Source organism: Catenuloplanes indicus (genome assembly GCF_030813715.1).
In the GTDB taxonomy this organism is placed as follows: Bacteria; Actinomycetota; Actinomycetes; order Mycobacteriales; family Micromonosporaceae; genus Catenuloplanes; species Catenuloplanes indicus.
The window spans coordinates 8,642,046-8,658,119 of sequence record NZ_JAUSUZ010000001.1 but is presented as its reverse complement, the minus strand read 5'-3'; the positions used below and the strand labels follow the sequence as shown (position 1 = coordinate 8,658,119).

Below are 16,074 nucleotides of genomic sequence, written 5' to 3'. Positions count from 1 at the left end.
GGCTCTTCTCCTCGCGTGGCGTTCCCCATGGGAATCACGCTATGAGCGGGCCGGGCGACGATCGTGGTACCGCGGGCGACACCTCGGCGGGGCCACTGGTACTCCGGTACCAGTACATGGGGCCGCGCGGCCGGGCCGGCGGGGGATCGTGCTGTCGCCTTGATCGAGACCGGTGGTCGTGTTGCACGAGATCGGCGCCGCGCCGCATCCGGCCGGTGACCCGCTGCCCCGGGCCGATGTGGGACGGCTGCACACGGCCGCGGCCGAGACCGCCCAGGGGCGGAGGCGCTGTCGCGCGCCGCGCTGGTGGTGTCCACGCTCGCCGACGAGCCGGACCACCTTTCCGAAGCGCTGACCCTGCGCGGGCGCCTGCTCCTCGCGGCCGGCCGGGCCGAGGAGGCGCTGGCCCGGGCGCCGGCGGTGCGGGAGCGGGACGGCGACGGCATCGAGTGGCAAGCGTTGCAGCTGCCGGTCGGCGCGCTACTGGTCACGGGCCGCGCGGACGACGCCCGGGCTGTGATGGAGGAGAGCGGCCTCGACGAGGACGATCTCGACGACGAGGACTGACCGTCCGGCGGTTCTACCGGCCCGGCCGGTTCGCGCGGACCGGCTTGATCGAAGCCGTCCGCGCGGTCGTGGACTCGATGCGCCGCACGTCAGGAGCTCAGGGCCGCGTCGACCGCGGCGGCGGCGTGCAGGCGGGTGGTGGCGAAGACCGGGACGTCGCTGTCGGACTGGTCGACCAGCAGCTCGATCTCGGTGCAGCCGTAGATGACGCCGTCCGCGCCCGCGTTCACCAGGCGCCGGATCACGCCACGGTACGCGTCCCGGGACTCCGGGCGGACCACGCCCAGGCACAGCTCGCCGTAGATGATGTCGTTGACCAGGCGCTGGTCCTGCGCGTTCGGCACCAGCACGCGCAGGCCGTGCGCGGCCAGCCGGTCGGCCAGGAACGGCTCCGCCATGGTGAACCGGGTGCCGAGCAGGCCGACCGTGGTGACGCCGGCGGCGAGCGCGGCGGTGGCGGTCGCGTCCGCGATGTGCAGCAGTGGGATGTTCACCTGCGCCTGGATCTCCGCGGCGACCTTGTGCATCGTGTTGGTGCACAGCACCAGCGTCTCCGCGCCGCCGGCCTCCAGCGACCGGGCGGCGCGGCCCAGCTCGGCGGCGGCGTCGTCCCACCGGCCGTCCGCCTGCATGCGCTCGATCGGCGCGAAGTCCACCGAGTACAGCAGGCACCGCGCGGAGTGCAGCCCGCCGAGCCGCTCCGCGGTCATCTCGTTGATCAGCCGGTAGAACTCGGCCGTTGATTGCCAGCTCATCCCGCCGATGAGTCCGATCACGCGCATGCGGTGAGCGTAGTCCGGCCGCTGCCGGCGCGGGTATCGATATATCGCGCGGCGTCCGCGGCCGGCGCCGTTCCACGGCACGACACGGCGGCCGGCCTGCCCGGCGGCCCGGACGCCGCTGCGACGTGCGCGGCATACGGCTCGCCCGGCACCTTCGCCGGCCTGACGGTGGCGAGCTGCGCGCCGTCCTCGCCGGTCGACGAGGCGATGCTGCGCGCGCTGCTCCCGGAACTGGTGCGGATCAGCACGGACACCGGTCCAGGCGTCCCACCCGCACGGGGACGCCTGGACCGGCTGAGGAGCGAGTGCTACAGGCCGGTGCGCCGCCGGTGCCGGCGGGGCCGGAGCGGCGCGGCCACGCCGCCCGGACGCTGACCGCCGGTGCGCTGCGCCGGCGTGCGTGGCGTACCCGCGGCCGCGGCCGGGAGCACCGCCGGCAGGACCAGGCCCGGGTCCGCGGCCAGGATCCGGCGGTGCGCGGCCTGGAGCGCGGCGCCCGGGTCGATGCCGAGCTCGTCCGCGAGCAGCAGGCGCACGTCCTGGTAGACCGCGAGCGCGTCGGCCTGCCGCCCGGCCTGGTAGAGCGCGAGCATCAGCAGCTCGTGCACGCGCTCGCGCAGCGGGTGCTCGTCGGCGAGTCCCATCAGTTCCGGGATCGCCTCGTCGCCGTGGCCGAGTTCGACGTCGGCGGCGAGCAGGTCGATCCGGGCGGCCAGCATCTGCTGCTCCAGGCGGGTGCGCTGGGCGTCCGCGTACGGCCCGGAGGCACCGGCCAGCGGGCGGCCGCGGTGCAGCGCGACGGCGGCCCGCAGCGACGTGGCGGCCGCGGCCACGTCACCGTGCCGGCGGGCCTCCCGGGCGTCCGCCACGTGGTCGAGGAAAACGGTTACATCGGTGGCCGCGCGGTCGACCGGGAGCGCGTAACCGCCACCGATGGAGACGATCGTGGCGGCGTCGCGCAGCAGCGTGCGCAGCCGCGACAGGTACGTGCGCACCGTGTTGATCGCGCTGCGCGGCGGCTCGTCCCCCCAGACGGCCGCGACGAGCTCGTCGACGGTGACCATGGAGCCCTCGCGCAGCAGCAGCGCGGCCAGCACCGTGCGCTGCTGCGGTGACCCGAGCGGCAGCTCGGTGGCGCCGTCCCAGGCCCGCACCGGGCCGAGCAACGCGAAACGTATCCCCCCGGACATCATGTCCCTGCTTCCCCCACACCGTTCGGCACGGCCGGCGCCCCCGAAAAGCCGGCGTCCACCGGTAGTCCGGTGGACGATATGAACGGTAGGGGGATGTACAGGTCAACCACTGAGCAAAAACTGAACGCGCCGGTCAGCGGCCCGATCATGGGGTCGTCATGCGATCGTCGATCGGGCGGTGGTGGTTTGAGGGTCATGACCATCCCGGCCGCTCCGGTCCGCCCCGCCGACGTCCTGTCGGCAGTCCTCGCCAACGATTCGCACGCCGTGGCCCTCAGGCACGGCGATCGCAGCTGGACGTGGCGCGCGTTCACGGCGCGGGTCCGGGCCGCCGCCGGCATGCTGGACGGGCTGGGCGTACTGCCCGGCGACCGGGTGGCGCACCTGGCCGGCAACGACCCGGCCACGCTGGAGATCGCGCTGGCGTGCGCCTGGATCGGCGCGGTGTACGTGCCGATCAACGGGCGGGCCACCGAGGGCCAGGCCGCGTACATCGTGGACGACGCGTCCGCGCCGGTGCTGCTGGCCGGTGAGGGGCGGGCGGAGCGGATGTCCCGGGTCCGGGTGCTGATGCCGCATTTGCGCGAGCTGGTCGACATGGAGCGCAGCTACGAACTGCTGCTCGCGGAGGCGCCGACGACGACCCGCCGGGTCGAGGTGACCGGCGACGCCCCGTTCTGCCAGCTGTACGCGGCCGGCCGGGACGGTTTCCCGCGCGGCGCGGTGCTCACCCACGCGGCGATGGCCTCGGTCTGTGACGCGCTCGCGGACGCGATCGGGCTGACACCGTCCGGCGTGAGCCTGGTGGTGACGCCGATGTCCCGGGTGGCCGCGCTGTCCCAGGCGCTGATGGCGGTCCGGCACGGCGCCGAGACCGTCATCATGCCGGAGGTGAGCGCGCCCGCGGTGCTGGACGCGATCGAGGCCCGGCGGGTGACGCACACGTTCGTGCCGCCGACGCTGCTGGCCGCGATGGCCGCGGAGCCGGGCGCGGCCGGGCGGGACCTGAGCAGCGTGGTCAACCTGGCGTACGGCGCCGCGCCGATGCCGCCGTCGATGATCCGCGCGGTCGGTTCGGTGCTGCGTACGAACCTGCTCCAGGTGTACGGCGTGACCGAGGCGGCCGGTGCGACGACCGTGCTGCCGGCCGCCGACCACGCGGACGACGTGCGGGTCGCGTCCGCGGGCCGGCCGCTGCCGGGCGTGCGGTTGCGGATCAGCGACCCGGAGTCCGGCGACGGCATCCCCGACGGCATGGTCGGCGAGGTGCAGGTGTCGACGCCGCGCGCGATGACCGCGTACTGGCGGCAGCCGGAGGAGACGGCCGCGGTGCGGACGCCGGACGGCTGGCTGCGCACCGGCGACTCGGGCTACCTGGACGCGGACGGATACCTCTACCTGGTCGGCCGGGTCACGCGGGCGGCAGCATAGCGCGCAGCCGGTCCGCGGCCGGGTGGTAGACGCCGCCCAGGCGTTCCAGCGCGCGGGCCCGGCAGTGCGCGGCCGCGCCGGAGTGGCCGAGGCGCGCGTGGCAGCCGGCCAGCCGGGTCAGCAGCTCCACGGTGATCCACTCGTCGGTGCGGCCCAGCGGCAGCGCCTTCTCGAACGCCTCGACCGCGCCGTCCAGGTCACCGGCGTGCTCGCGCATCCGGCCGATCTGCTGCCAGCCGTTGCGCACCTGCAGCCAGTTCTCGATGCTCTCGTGCACCGCGATGCCGGCCGCCCGTTCCGCGGCCGCGGCCGCCACGTCGCCGGTGCGGTGCAGCACGCGCAGCGCGGTCAGCCGGTAGGTGAACCCGATCAGGTCGCGCGCGTGCGTGGTGCGGCCGTCCGCGCGGCCGGGCGGCCCGGCCCGGTCGATGCCGGCGAGCAGCGCGCGCATCTCGTCCGCGTACCCGGCGGCCCGCTCGATGCTGTCGCCGTCCGGCCACTCGTCGCGTTCGGTGAGCGTGGTGGCCATGCCGCCGAGCCCGATCGCGATCCGGATCGGGTCGCCCGCCTCCCGGCCGACCGCCGCGGTCAGCGACCACTCCCGGTGTGCGCGCTCGTGGTCGCCGCCGCGGTGGTAGCAGTTGCCGAGCACGTTGTGCAGGTAGCCGCGCCACCACACGTCGCCGCGCCGGCGGGCCGAGGCCAGCGCGGTCCGGGCGTACGGTATCGCCTCGTCCCACCGGCCTAGGTGGTCGAGCAGGAAACCGTTCATGCCCCAGCAGAGCAGCCACACGTACTCGTCGAGCCCGGCCCGGTCGGCCGCGTACAGCGCGGCGCCCAGGTTCTCCCGCTCCGCGTCGAACCAGGCGACCGCGTCCGGCACGTCCACCGGCGTGTACGGCACGACACCGGCCGCGGGCGGGCCGGGCTCACGCTGCCGCCGGTACGGGTTCGCCAGCCGCGCGCCCGCGATCACCGAGTGCAGGTAGTGGTCGAGGATCCGGGCCAGCGGCTCCTCCCCGGCCGAGGAGATCTCCAGCGCGTACGCCCGGACCAGGTCGTGCGCCGCGTACCGGCCGGGCCTGAATTCGCTGAGCAGCTGCGCGTCGGTGAGCTCGCCGAGCAGGCCGAGCGTCTCCGAGGAGGTGCGGCCGGCCGCGCTGATCGCGGTCGCGAGCGCCACGTCCGGGCCGGGGTGCCGGCCGAGCCGCCGGAACAGTTCGGCCGCGTCCGCGCCGAGCCGCCGATAGGACCAGGAGAAGACGGTACGCACGTCGCGGCCCACGTTGACGGTGGCGAACGCGTCCAGCCCGTCCCGCCGGCGCAGCTCGGACACGACCGTGGCCAGCGTGTACGCCGGGCTGCGCTCGGCCCAGGCCGCGCAGATGGCCAGCGCCAGCGGCAACCCGCCGCACACCCGGACGATCTCGGCGGCCGCGTGCGGCTCCGCGTCCACCCGCGCGGCGCCGAGCCGGGAGCGCAGGTAGCCGAGCGCGTCGGCGTCCCGGAACACGTCCAGCCCGACCGAGCGCGCGTCCTCGTCGACGGACAGCCCGCCGAGGTAGCTGCGGCTGGTGACCAGCACCGCGCAGCCGGCCGTGCCGGGCAGCAGCGGGCGCACCTGGTCGTCGTCGCGCGCGTTGTCCAGCAGCACCAGTACCCGGCGGCCGGACAGCACGGTGCGGTAGAGCGCGGCCAGGCCGTCGAGTGTGGCCGGCTGGTTGGCCCGGGGCACGCCGAGCGCCTCGAGGAAGCCGTGCAGCGCCTCCACCGGGGACAGCGGCACGCCGCTCGGCGCGAACCCGCGCAGGTCCACGTAGAGCTGCCCGTCCGGGTAGCGCGGCGCGGCCCGGTGCGCCCAGTGCAGCGCCAGGCTGGTCTTGCCGACGCCGCCGAGACCGCCGACCAGCACCAGCGGCCGGGGCCCGGCGATCGCGTCGATCCGGGCCAGCTCCGCGGTCCGGCCGGTGAACGTGGCCGGTGGCGCGGGCAGTTGCGCGGGCCGGACGTACGCGGGCGCGGTCACGTCCCGGTGCGCGTCGCGCAGCAGCGGGCCCGGTTCGATGCCCAGCTCGCCGACGAGCCGTTCGCGTGCGGCGCGGTAGTGGCCGAGCGCGTCCGTGGTGCGGCCGGCCGCGGCGAGCGTGCGCAGCAGCCGGGCCTGCAGACCCTCGTCGTACGGGTGCCAGCCGGCCGCACGGTCCAGCACCGGGGCGAGCACGGCGCCGCGCCCGGACTCCAGCGCGGCGTCCGCGGCCTCGGCCAGCACGGCCGCGTGCTCGCGGTTGAGGTCGGCGAAGACCGGGTGGGCCGGCAGTCCGGTGCCGGCCGGTGCGGTCCACAGGCCGAGCCCGGCCGCGTACGCGTCCACCGCCGCCTCGGTGCGCCCGGCCCCGGCCAGCTCGCGGGCCTGGTCCAGGAACGTGCGGTAGCGGCGCAGGTCGGAGTCGACGTCGAGGCGGTACCCGGCCGCGGTCCGGCCGATCGGACCGGCGACCCGGCGCAGGCGGCTGACGTACTGCTGCACGGTCGCGGCCGCGGCCGGCGGCGGCTCACCGGCCCACAGCACGTCGGAGAGCACGCCGGTGGCGACCGGTTCACCCGCGGCCGCGAGCAGCACGGCCAGCAGCACGCGCTGCTGCGGCGAGCCGAGCGGCAGCTCCACGCCGTCGCGCCGGCCGCGGACCGGGCCCAGTACCTCGAACCACATCGGCACGCCGGGTCAGCCCTCGGCCGTCTCGTAGGCGTCCAGCCGGGCGCGCAGCTGGTCGGCGTAGGCGTGGTAGACGCCGTCGGCGAGCCGCCGGGCGCGGGCGCGCAGCCGGGCCGCGGCCGCCCTGTCGCCGAGCCGGGCGTGGCAGGCCGCGAGCGAGACCAGCACCTCGGTGCCGCTCCACTGCCAGCGCTGCATCAGCGCCAGGCCGCGCTCGTACGCCTCGATCGCCTCTGCGTCCTGGCCGACGTGCTGGTAGATGCGGCCGAGCAGCTCCCAGCCCCAGCCCTCGCGCGCCCAGTTGCCGACGCCGCGATGCATGTCGATGCCGCGGCGCAGCTCGGCCGCGGCCGCCTCGACGTCGCCGGTGCGGTGCAGGATGCGCAGCGCGAAGAACTCCGCGCAGATGCCGAGCAGTTCCCGGGCACGCACCGTGTACGGGTCAGGCCGGCCGGGCGGCGCGTCCCGGTCCAGGTGCCCGCAGAGCGCGACCGCCTCGTCCGCGAACGCGGCGGCCCGCTCGATCTCGTCGCCGGTCGGCCAGCGGCCGTTGTCGGTGAGCGTGCTGGCCATGCCGGCCAGGCCGATGCCGGTGCGGACCGGGTCGTCCGCCGCCCGGCCCACCTCCACCGCGAGCGACCACTGCCGGTACGCCTCCGCGTAGTCACCGAACCGGTGGTGGCAGATGCCGAGCGCGTTGTGCAGGTAGCCGCGCCACCACAGCGAGTTCTGCCGCTCGGCCGCGGCCAGCGCGCGGCGGGCCGCCGGGATCACCTCGTCCCACCGGCCGAGCTGGTCCATCAGGTAGCCGTTCAGCCCCCAGGCGAAATACCACAGGTACGGGTCGAGCCCGTGCTGCTCGGCCGCGTCCATCGCGGCCGAGATGTTCTCCCGCTCCTCGCCGAACCAGGCCAGCGCCTCGTCGGTGTCGCGCGGCGTGAACGGCCGCACCCGGTCCGCGATCCCGCCGGTGTCGATCGGCGTGCGCAGCGGGTTGACCAGTTGCGCACCGGCCAGCAGCGAGTGCAGGTAGTGGTCGAGCGTGCGGCGCAGCGTCTCCTGCCGCTCGGCCGGCTCGCCCAGCTCGGCCGCGTACGCCCGGACCAGGTCGTGCGCGCCGTACCGGCCGGGCCGCAGCTCGGAGATCAGGTGCGCGTCGGCCAGCTCGGCCAGCAGCGTGAGCGTCTCCGGCGTGCCGCGGCCGGCGATGCTGGCCACGGTGCCGAGCGCGACGTCGCCGCCGGGGTGCAGGCCGAGCCGCCGGAACAGCTCCGCGGCACCGGGCGAGAGCCGCCGGTACGACCAGGAGAAGACCGCGCGCACGTCCCGGCCGGTGGCGACGCCGGCGAACGCGTCCAGCCCGGCCCGCCGCCGGATCTCCGCCGCGACCGTGCCGAGCGTGAACGCCGGGCTGCGCTCGGTCCACGCCGCACAGATCGCCAGGGCCAGCGGCAGCCCGCCGCACACCTCGATGATCTCGGCGGCCGCCTCCGGTTCCGCGTCCACCCGTTCCTTGCCGAGCCGGGACCGCAGATAGCGGTACGCGTCCGCGTCGCTGAACACGTCCAGCCCGACCGACCGGGCGCCCTCGTCTACCGCGAGCCCGCCGAGATAGCTGCGGCTGGTCACCACGACCGCGCACCCGGCCGTACCGGGCAGCAGCGGGCGGACCTGCTCGTCGTCGCGCGCGTTGTCCAGCACCACCAGGACCTTCCGGCCGGCCAGCACGCTGCGGTACAGCGCGGACAGACCGTCCAGCGTGGCCGGCTGGTTGGACCGGGGCACGCCGAGCGCCTCCAGGAAGCCGTGCAGCGCCTCGACCGGGGACAGCGGCGGGTTGCGCGGCGCGAAGCCGCGCAGGTCCACGTATAGCTGGCCGTCCGGGTAGTCGGACATCACCCGGTGTGCCCAGCGCAGCGCGAGCGCGGTCTTGCCGACACCGCCCAGCCCACCGACCACGACCAGCGGCATCGCGCCCTCGGCGAGCGAGTCGAGGCGGTCCAGTTCGACGTCGCGGCCGGAGAACGAGCCGAGGTCCGCGGGCAGCTGCGCCGGCCGTACCGCCCGGGGTTCGTCCCGGGGCCGGTCCTCGGGCGCCGGGGCGGCCTCGGCCAGCAGCTCACGGTGGGCGGCCTGGAGCAGCGGCCCGGGCTCGATGCCCAGCTCGCCGACGAGCCGGTCGCGGACCTCGCGGTAGCGGCGCAGCCCGTCGGCGCGGCGGCCGGCCGCGGCCAGCGCGCGCAGCAGCCGGGCGTGCACGCCCTCGTCGAACGGGTGCCAGACCGCGGCCCGGTCCAGCGCCGGGACCAGCGCGGCGCCGAACCCGCAGGACAGCGCGTCGTCGGCGGCCTCGACCAGCGTGGTGACGTGCTCGCGGTCCAGGCCGGCGAAGACCGGGTGGCCGCGCGCCTCCGGCGGCAGGTTCGCCGCGGCCGGGCCGGTCCAGAGCGCGAACGCCTCCCGGAACATCGCACCGGCCGCGGCCTTGTCCGCGCCGTAGAGCGCGCGGGCGTCGCGGATCAGCGCCCGCCAGCGCAGCAGGTCGACCTGGTCGTCGTCCGCGGCCAGCTGGTAGCCACCGGCGGTACGCCGGAGCAGCCCGCCGGTGTCGCGGGCCGGCCGGTCCGGTTCGATGATCCGGCGGAGCCGGCTGACGTACTGCTGGACCGTGGCGGCCGCGGCGGCGGGCGGCGCGTCACCCCAGAGCACGTCGAGGATCGTGGCCATGCCGACCGGCTCACCGGCCGCGGCCAGCAGCACCGCGAGCAGTGTGCGCTGCTGCGGCGGGCCGAGTTCCAGCTCCACGTCGTCCCGGCGGCCCCGCACCGGGCCGAGCACCTGCAACCACATCTCAGGCACCCGGCTCCAGCAGCGCGTCCGCGGCCGCGGTGCGCAGCCACGCCACCGCGTCGCCGTCGCTCCAGTGCAGGTCGTCGACGAGCGTGAACAACGAGGAGTAGCCGAAGTAGAACCACAGCAGCGCGTCCGCGTGCGGCACGTCGACGCCGGTGCGCAGCGCGCCGAGCCGGGACAGGCGCTTCGCGGCCAGCAGGAGGCCGGAGCGGTACCGGTCGGTCGCCTCGGCCAGCGCCGCGGCCGCGTCCGGCTCGTGCGGCGCGGTCGCCATGATGACGCGCAGCACGTCGCCCCACTCACGGCGCATGTCGAGCGTGGTGTCCGCGACCAGGTCCAGGATCCGGCCCGGGTCGTCGGCGCGGTCGATCAGGTCCAGGTTCGCGGTGACCGCGGGCGCGGCCGCGCAGAACCGCATCAGCGAGCGCAGCAGACCACCCTTGCCACCGGCCACGGCGTAGACGGTCGCGGGCGAGACGCGGGCGGCGCGCGCCACCTCCTCCACCTTCACCGCGAAGTAGCCCCGCTCGCGGAACAGGCGGCGGGCGGCCTCGAGGATGGAGCGGTGGGTCGCGGCCGTGTACCCGGCACGGCGACTGCGCCGCACCGGTCCCGCCTGGGTGGTGCTCATAACGCGCGAGTCTAGGTCGGTTCACTGGAGACCGGCTCCAGCGAAGTCTGAAATATCGATTTCTGTCGCCTATCCGGCTTGCGATCGCGCCGAACGGTACCGATACGCACGGTGACCGGTCAGCGGCCTGCCTGCGTAAACGCGAGCCGGCGGATATCTCACACGAGGCTCTGCGTGCCGAGGACGATCGCCAGCGCCAGCCGCTCCGCGTCCTCGGTGCCCGGCTCGGCCGTGTAGGCCATGATCCGCAGATCGTCCTGCGCCACCACCAGTGTGTCGCAGTCCAGCGTGATCCGGCCGACCGCCGGATGATCGATGATCTTCCGACGGGCCGGCCCCTGCGCCGGCGGCGCGGCCTCCCAGAGCTCCGGGAACCGCGGGCAGCCCCGCAACTCGCCGACCAGTCTCGCCAGCCCACGGTCCGCCGGATACCGCGACACCGTCAGCCGCAGGTCCGCGACCAGCCCCGCCTCCAGGCCGGCCCGCTCCTCGGGCGTGTGCACCACCCGGCCGTTACGGCCGGTCAGATTGCGCCAGATCGCATTCCGCTCCAGCCCGTGCCAGGCCGTCGTCGCACCCATCAACGCGTCGTACGGCGCGTTCGCCAGCACCAGCGTCCAGCTCGCGTCCCACACCACGACCGGCGTGTGCGCCAGCCGGTCCAGCAGCCGCTGCACGCTCGGCGGCACCCGGGACGGCACCACGTCCCGGCCCGGCGCCGCATGCCCGGCCAGCCGGTAGAGCAGGTCGCGCTCGGCGTCGTTGATCCGCAGCGCGCGGGCCAGCGCCTCCACCACCTGCGCGGACGGCGCGGTCGCCCGGCCCTGCTCCAGCCGGGTCAGGTAATCCGCCGAGATACCGGCCAGCGCGGCCAGCTCCTCCCGGCGCAGACCGGCCGCGCGCCGCCGCCGGCCCACCGGCACGCCGACCGCCTCCGGCGCGACCCGATCCCGCCAGCGCCGCACCGTCGCGCCGAACCCCCACGACTCCATGCGACCCAGTCTGCGCGCCCGGCCGCCGGTTGTCCTGGACCCAGCAGTCCTACGACAACGGGACGGCTGCCTACCGGCCGTCCCGCGGCCCAGGCTCGGAGCATGACCTCCGTACTGATCACCGGCCCGTCCCGCAACCTCGGCCGGAGCACCACGCTCGCGCTCGCCGCCCGCGGCGCCGACCTGCTGCTCGTCGGCCGCAACCTGTCCGCGGTCGCGGCCGAGGCCCGCGACCGCGGCGCCCGGGTGCACGAGATCACCGCCGACCTGTCCCGGCTCGCCGACGTGCGTGCCGCGGCCGCCGCCGCGAAGAACCTGATCGACACCGGCACGGTACGTCCGCTGCGCGCGCTGATCGGCAACGCCGGCCTGATGTCCGGCGACACCCGGCGCGTCTCCGCGGACGGCCACGAGCTGACGTTCGCGGTCAACTACCTGGCGCACGCGCAGCTCGTCGCGGACCTGCACGGCACGCTCACCGCACCGGCCCGGATCGTGCTGCTCGGCTCGAACACGTACTACCAGAACGTCTGGCGCCGGCTCCTCGGCGTGCCGGAGGCGCGCTGGCGCGACCCGCTGGAGCTGGCCCGGCCGTCCGGCGACCCGCCCGGCGTCGCGTACTCGAACGCGAAGCTCGCCATCCTCTACTACGCCCACGAGCTGCAGCGGCACGTCGCGCCCGGCATCGGCGTGACCGTGTTCGAGCCCGGCTGGATGCCCGGCACCGCGCTCGGCCGCGACGCACCGCCGGCGGTCCGGGCGATCGGCCTCGCGCTGTCCCGCATCCCCGGCGTCTCCACGCCGGAGCGTTCCGGCCCGGCGCTGGCCTCGGTCGCGCTCGACGACCGCTGGTCGCACCTGCGCGACGGCGCGTTCGTACTCCGCGACCACCTCATCGAGCCGAAGCCGTTCGCCCACGACCGCACCCGGGAACGCCGCCTCTGGGACGCCACCGCCGCACTGCTCACCGCCTGACCCCCGCGGCACCGTCGTTCCCGGTGGTGACCGCGGGCAGGGCCAGGTCGCGCCGCACGCCGGCCGCGTCGAGACCGTACCGGGCCAGCGACGGCCGAACGGGCGCCGGCCGCCCCCGGTCGCCGCCGCGGCCCGCCTCCACGGCCGCAAGCCGCTGCCAGTCCGCGGAGCCGGCCAGCCCGAGCCGGGCCGCCACCTCCACCGCGACCGGGACGGGGGTGGCGGACAGGGCGGCATAGTCGACGTCGACGAAACGCTCCGGGCGCGCTTGCCGGACGCGCCGCGCCCGCTCGGTCGCCCGGCTCCAGATCTCGAACCAGGTGGCGCCGATCTCGTGCGGGTCGACCACGGTGTTGTACAGCCGGCGGCTTCCCTCCATGAAGTAGCACCAGGAGAGCATCGCCGCCGCCGGGTCGCGGTGAGTCATGACGATCATGGCGTCCGGGAACGTCTCGAGGAACACGTCGAGGTGGTTGAGGTGATAGGGCGACTTCAGGACCCACCGCGCCGGGTTGTCGCGCTCCCGCATCGCCTGCAGCTGGAGCCGGTAGTAGGCGTAGTCGGGCCGGGCGTCCCGCTGCGCGTACCAGGAGCGGTAGGCGGGCACGGGCACGACGCCGTCGAACTGGTCGCTGTGCGGCAGCAGGAACACGCACTCCTCGGGACCGAACGGATCGAGCGGGTGCACCGTCCGCATCTCGGGCATGCTGCGGTGGTACATGGAGGACATCCGCCGGGCCGCCTTGATCAGCTTCTCGTCCTCCCGGCCGAGCGACGCCGGGCCCAGAAGCTCCCACAGTTTCGGCGCGCGGGCCGCGGGGTGCACGCCGAGCATGCGGTGCAGCAGCGTCGTGCCGGTCCGCGGCAGCCCGGTGACGAGGATCGGCCGCGCGATCGCCCGATCGGCGACACCGGGATCCTGATCGAGCAGGTGCCGCATCCGCAGCCGGGCCTCCAGCCGGCGGGTGAGCTCCTCCTGGGTGCCCAGCCGCCCGACCGGGCTCAGCGCCGGGGCGTCCCGGATCGCGTCGCACAGGACCCGCATGTCCTCGGCGAACGCCTCGTCGTCCGCGCGGGCAGGCAGGCCGGTGCGCCGGCTCGCCGCCTTCTGCGCGGCCTCGATCGAGGCGTACGGGACGACCGGCCGCAGCACCGCGTTCAACGGTCGCAGCCAGGAGGCCGCACGCGGCCCGTCCGCGGCGGGATACGTCATGTTCGTCTCCTCGGCATGGTCCGGTCGGCGGCCGACACCACCGGGTATTCCGTTGCCCTCAGTGGACCATGGCAATAGCATCGGCGCCCGTGGCAAAAATGATCATCAACATCTACGGCGTGGACCAGCCGGTCGAGGCATCGGTGGAGCCGTTCACCGGGCGGGCCCGGGTCGGGATCGCCGGGCAGGGCGTGGCGGAGAACGACGGCCTCACGTTCCGGCTGCCCGGCGCGTCGGGCCATCCGGTCGTCGTCCGCGCGACCGCCGGCCTGCTGGAGGCGTACCCGACGCTCACGATCCGCGACGTCGACCACCACGTCGGCCCGCCGACCCCACCCCTGCTGCGCGCCCTCGTCTTCCTGCCGATCCTGCTGTGCAACCTGTTCCTGATCTTTTTCCCGGCGTTGCTGATCGGCCCGGCCCTGGTCTACGTCAACCTCGTGATCGTCCGCAGCGGCCTTCCCGCTCCGCTGAAGATCGCCCTCTGCCTGCTGCCCACGCTGCTCGCCACCGCCCTCATCTGCGGCCTGCCCCTCGGCACCCGGCCCTGACGTCCGTCACGGCACCCGGGACGCCGTGATCATCGACACCTCCGGGAGGCGCACAACTCTCCCCTCTCCGGAGAGTAGAGTTCCGGACGCGATCGAGGTGTGGCCGGTGGCCCCTCGGCGCGATCAGGCCATGCGGGCGGAAGGCTCGCCGCCGGTGACCGGAGGGGCGCCGGTCACCGTTGCACGACCGGCACTCCCACACGCGGAGGCCTGTCCGGAAAGAGATGAGTTAGATGTCTTCGTCCCAGATGACGGCGGCGCGTGGGCCGCGCCTGTCCCGGCCGGCCTGGCTGTCCTCGGGCGCGGTGCTGCGTACCGAGGTGCTGGCGGGGCTGGTGGTCGCGCTCGCGCTGATCCCGGAGGCGATCTCGTTCTCCGTCCTGGCCGGCGTGGATCCGCGGGTCGGGCTGTTCGCGTCGTTCACCATGGCGGTGACGATCGCGTTCACCGGCGGGCGGCCAGCAATGATCTCCGCGGCGACCGGCGCGATCGCGCTGGTCATCGCGCCCCTGGTGAAGGATCACGGGCTCGGGCATCTGATCGCGGCCGTGATCGTCGGCGGCTTGATCCAGATCGTGCTGGCGCTGCTGGGCGTGGCGAGGCTGATGCGGTTCATCCCGCGGTCCGTCATGGTCGGCTTCGTCAACGCGCTCGCGATCCTGATCTTCACGGCGCAGCTTCCGCACCTGTTCGGCGTACCATGGCTGGTCTATGCACTGGTGGCGATCGCCTTGGCGATCATCGTGTTGCTGCCACGGCTGACCACCGTGGTGCCGGCGCCGTTGATCGCGATCGTGGCGCTGACCGCGTTCACCGTGATCGCCGGCGTGAAGGTCCCCACCGTCGGCGACGAGGGTGCACTGCCGGACAGCCTGCCGGTCCTGGCGCTGCCGGACGTCCCGTACACCTGGGAAACGCTGACAATCATCGCACCGTACGCGCTGGCGCTGGCCCTGGTCGGCCTGATGGAGTCGCTGATGACCGCGAAGCTGGTCGACGACGTGACGGACACGCACTCGGACAAGACCCGCGAGTCGTGGGGACAGGGCGTGGCGAACATCGTGACCGGCTTCTTCGGTGGCATGGGCGGCTGCGCCATGATCGGCCAGACGATGATCAACGTGAAGGCGTCCGGCGCCCGGACCCGGCTGTCCACATTCCTGGCCGGCGCGTTCCTGCTGGTGCTGGTGGTGGCACTGGGTGACGTGGTCGCGGTGATCCCGATGGCCGCGCTGGTCGCCGTGATGATCATCGTGTCGGTGGCGACGTTCGACTGGCACAGCGTCGCACCGGCCACGCTCCGGCGCATGCCGTGGGGGGAGCTGGTCGTGATGGGCGTGACCGTGGCCGCGACGCTGGCCACGCACAACCTCGCGATCGGCGTCGTGCTCGGCGTGCTGGCCGCCATGGTCATCTTCGCCCGGCGGGTCGCGCACGTCACCACGGTCACGAGCGTGCTCGGCCCGGACGGGGGCACCCGCGTCTACGCTGTGCACGGCGAGCTGTTCTTCGCGTCCAGCAACGACCTGGTCTACCAGTTCGACTACGCCGGCGACCCGGACCGCGTGGTCATCGACCTGTCGAAGGCGCACATCTGGGACGCGTCCTCGGTCGCCGCGTTGGACGCGATCACCACGAAGTACGCGGCGCGCGGCAAGCACGTGGAGATCACCGGGCTGAACGAGGAGAGCGCGCTGATGCACGAGAATCTAGCGGGTAAGCTCACCGCCGCGCACTGATCACCATGACGGGACGGCACATGCAGATCGGCGAGGCGGCCGAGCGGGTCGGGTTGAGCATCCGCACCATCCGGCACTACGAGCAGGCCGGCCTCGTCACCCCGAGCGCGCGCAGCGAGGGCGGGTTCCGGCTGTACAGCGAGCCCGACCTGGCCCGCCTCGCCGTGGTCAAGCGGATGAAGCCGCTCGGTTTCACGCTCGAGGAGATGCGCGACCTGCTGGACATCCTCGACTCGCTGGCCGCCGCCCCCGCGCCCGCCGGCGGCGAGCGGGCCGCGCTGATGGACCGGCTGCACACGTTCCACGAGGCCGCGCAGGGGCGCGTACAGGCGCTGCGCGACCAGCTGGCGATGGCAGAGGGCTTCGCCGGTCAGATCCAGGAGCAGGTCGACCGCTTCGCACCCTGAGACAGCGGGGTGCTCGGTGGCCGTTCA

14 protein-coding genes are annotated in these 16,074 nt (G+C 74.5%); 6 read left to right on the top strand and 8 right to left on the bottom strand.

From position 1 onward, the window contains the following. Positions 1-309: 309 nt before the first annotated feature. Entirely contained in the window at positions 310-567 is a 258-nt protein-coding gene (locus J2S42_RS38805; RefSeq protein WP_307247588.1) for a hypothetical protein, read from the top strand. Positions 568-656: 89 nt separating this feature from the next. Here the strand turns inward: J2S42_RS38805 and J2S42_RS38800 are convergent, their stop codons facing one another. The 3 genes from J2S42_RS38800 to J2S42_RS38790 are packed head-to-tail and all read right to left on the bottom strand — an operon-like array spanning position 657 to position 2,539. Continuing rightward, the gene (locus tag J2S42_RS38800) at positions 657-1,349 is read right to left on the bottom strand and encodes an aspartate/glutamate racemase family protein (protein ID WP_307247586.1); all 693 of its coding nucleotides are present in this window, start codon (positions 1,347-1,349) and stop codon (positions 657-659) included. Then, the gene (locus J2S42_RS38795) at positions 1,340-1,603 is read right to left on the bottom strand and encodes a hypothetical protein (protein WP_307247584.1); all 264 of its coding nucleotides are present in this window, start codon (positions 1,601-1,603) and stop codon (positions 1,340-1,342) included. The genes J2S42_RS38800 and J2S42_RS38795 overlap by 10 nt, the downstream gene beginning before the upstream one ends. Before the next feature lie 54 nt (positions 1,604-1,657). After that, positions 1,658-2,539 carry an AfsR/SARP family transcriptional regulator gene (locus tag J2S42_RS38790; protein WP_307247582.1) on the bottom strand — a complete coding sequence of 294 codons (882 nt, stop codon included), beginning with the start codon at positions 2,537-2,539 and terminating at the stop codon, positions 1,658-1,660. A gap of 198 nt (positions 2,540-2,737) precedes the next feature. Here J2S42_RS38790 and J2S42_RS38785 point away from each other — a divergent pair, with 198 nt between their 5' ends. Next, the gene (locus J2S42_RS38785) at positions 2,738-3,973 is read left to right on the top strand and encodes an AMP-binding protein (protein WP_307247581.1); all 1,236 of its coding nucleotides are present in this window, start codon (positions 2,738-2,740) and stop codon (positions 3,971-3,973) included. Here the strand turns inward: J2S42_RS38785 and J2S42_RS38780 are convergent. The 4 genes from J2S42_RS38780 to J2S42_RS38765 form a co-directional block, all read right to left on the bottom strand. Then, complete coding sequence (locus tag J2S42_RS38780; RefSeq protein ID WP_307249277.1) at positions 3,954-6,683, bottom strand: AfsR/SARP family transcriptional regulator; 2,730 nt, start codon at positions 6,681-6,683, stop codon at positions 3,954-3,956. The two genes, J2S42_RS38785 and J2S42_RS38780, sit on opposite strands and share 20 nt — an antisense overlap. Before the next feature lie 12 nt (positions 6,684-6,695). Then, positions 6,696-9,536: an AfsR/SARP family transcriptional regulator gene (locus tag J2S42_RS38775; RefSeq protein ID WP_307249275.1), complete on the bottom strand. Its 2,841-nt coding sequence runs from the start codon at positions 9,534-9,536 to the stop codon at positions 6,696-6,698. A 1-nt stretch (position 9,537) separates the two neighbouring features. Further along, positions 9,538-10,170, bottom strand: coding sequence for a TetR/AcrR family transcriptional regulator (locus J2S42_RS38770; RefSeq protein WP_307247579.1), 633 nt, complete (start codon positions 10,168-10,170; stop codon positions 9,538-9,540). A 158-nt stretch (positions 10,171-10,328) separates the two neighbouring features. After that, a complete protein-coding gene (locus J2S42_RS38765) occupies positions 10,329-11,162 on the bottom strand; it encodes a helix-turn-helix domain-containing protein (protein WP_307247577.1) in 834 nt (277 codons plus the stop codon). A 102-nt stretch (positions 11,163-11,264) separates the two neighbouring features. Between J2S42_RS38765 and J2S42_RS38760 the strand changes: the two genes are divergently transcribed. Further along, positions 11,265-12,137, top strand: a complete 873-nt coding sequence (locus J2S42_RS38760; RefSeq protein ID WP_307247575.1) for an SDR family NAD(P)-dependent oxidoreductase — start codon at positions 11,265-11,267, stop codon at positions 12,135-12,137. On the opposite strand, the gene J2S42_RS38755 is transcribed toward J2S42_RS38760, so the two are convergent. Then, positions 12,127-13,350 carry a sulfotransferase family protein gene (locus J2S42_RS38755; RefSeq protein ID WP_307247573.1) on the bottom strand — a complete coding sequence of 408 codons (1,224 nt, stop codon included), beginning with the start codon at positions 13,348-13,350 and terminating at the stop codon, positions 12,127-12,129. The genes J2S42_RS38760 and J2S42_RS38755 overlap by 11 nt on opposite strands. An 89-nt stretch (positions 13,351-13,439) precedes the next feature. Between J2S42_RS38755 and J2S42_RS38750 the strand changes: the two genes are divergently transcribed. The 3 genes from J2S42_RS38750 (at position 13,440) to J2S42_RS38740 (ending at position 16,047) form a co-directional block, all read left to right on the top strand. Then, the gene (locus tag J2S42_RS38750; RefSeq protein WP_307247571.1) at positions 13,440-13,901 is read left to right on the top strand and encodes a hypothetical protein; all 462 of its coding nucleotides are present in this window, start codon (positions 13,440-13,442) and stop codon (positions 13,899-13,901) included. A 233-nt stretch (positions 13,902-14,134) separates the two neighbouring features. Next, positions 14,135-15,640 (top strand): SulP family inorganic anion transporter, encoded by a 1,506-nt coding sequence (locus J2S42_RS38745; protein WP_307247569.1) that lies wholly within the window; start codon positions 14,135-14,137, stop codon positions 15,638-15,640. 5 nt (positions 15,641-15,645) lie between these two features. Then, positions 15,646-16,047 (top strand): MerR family transcriptional regulator, encoded by a 402-nt coding sequence (locus tag J2S42_RS38740; RefSeq protein ID WP_307247567.1) that lies wholly within the window; start codon positions 15,646-15,648, stop codon positions 16,045-16,047. Positions 16,048-16,074 lie beyond the last annotated feature (27 nt).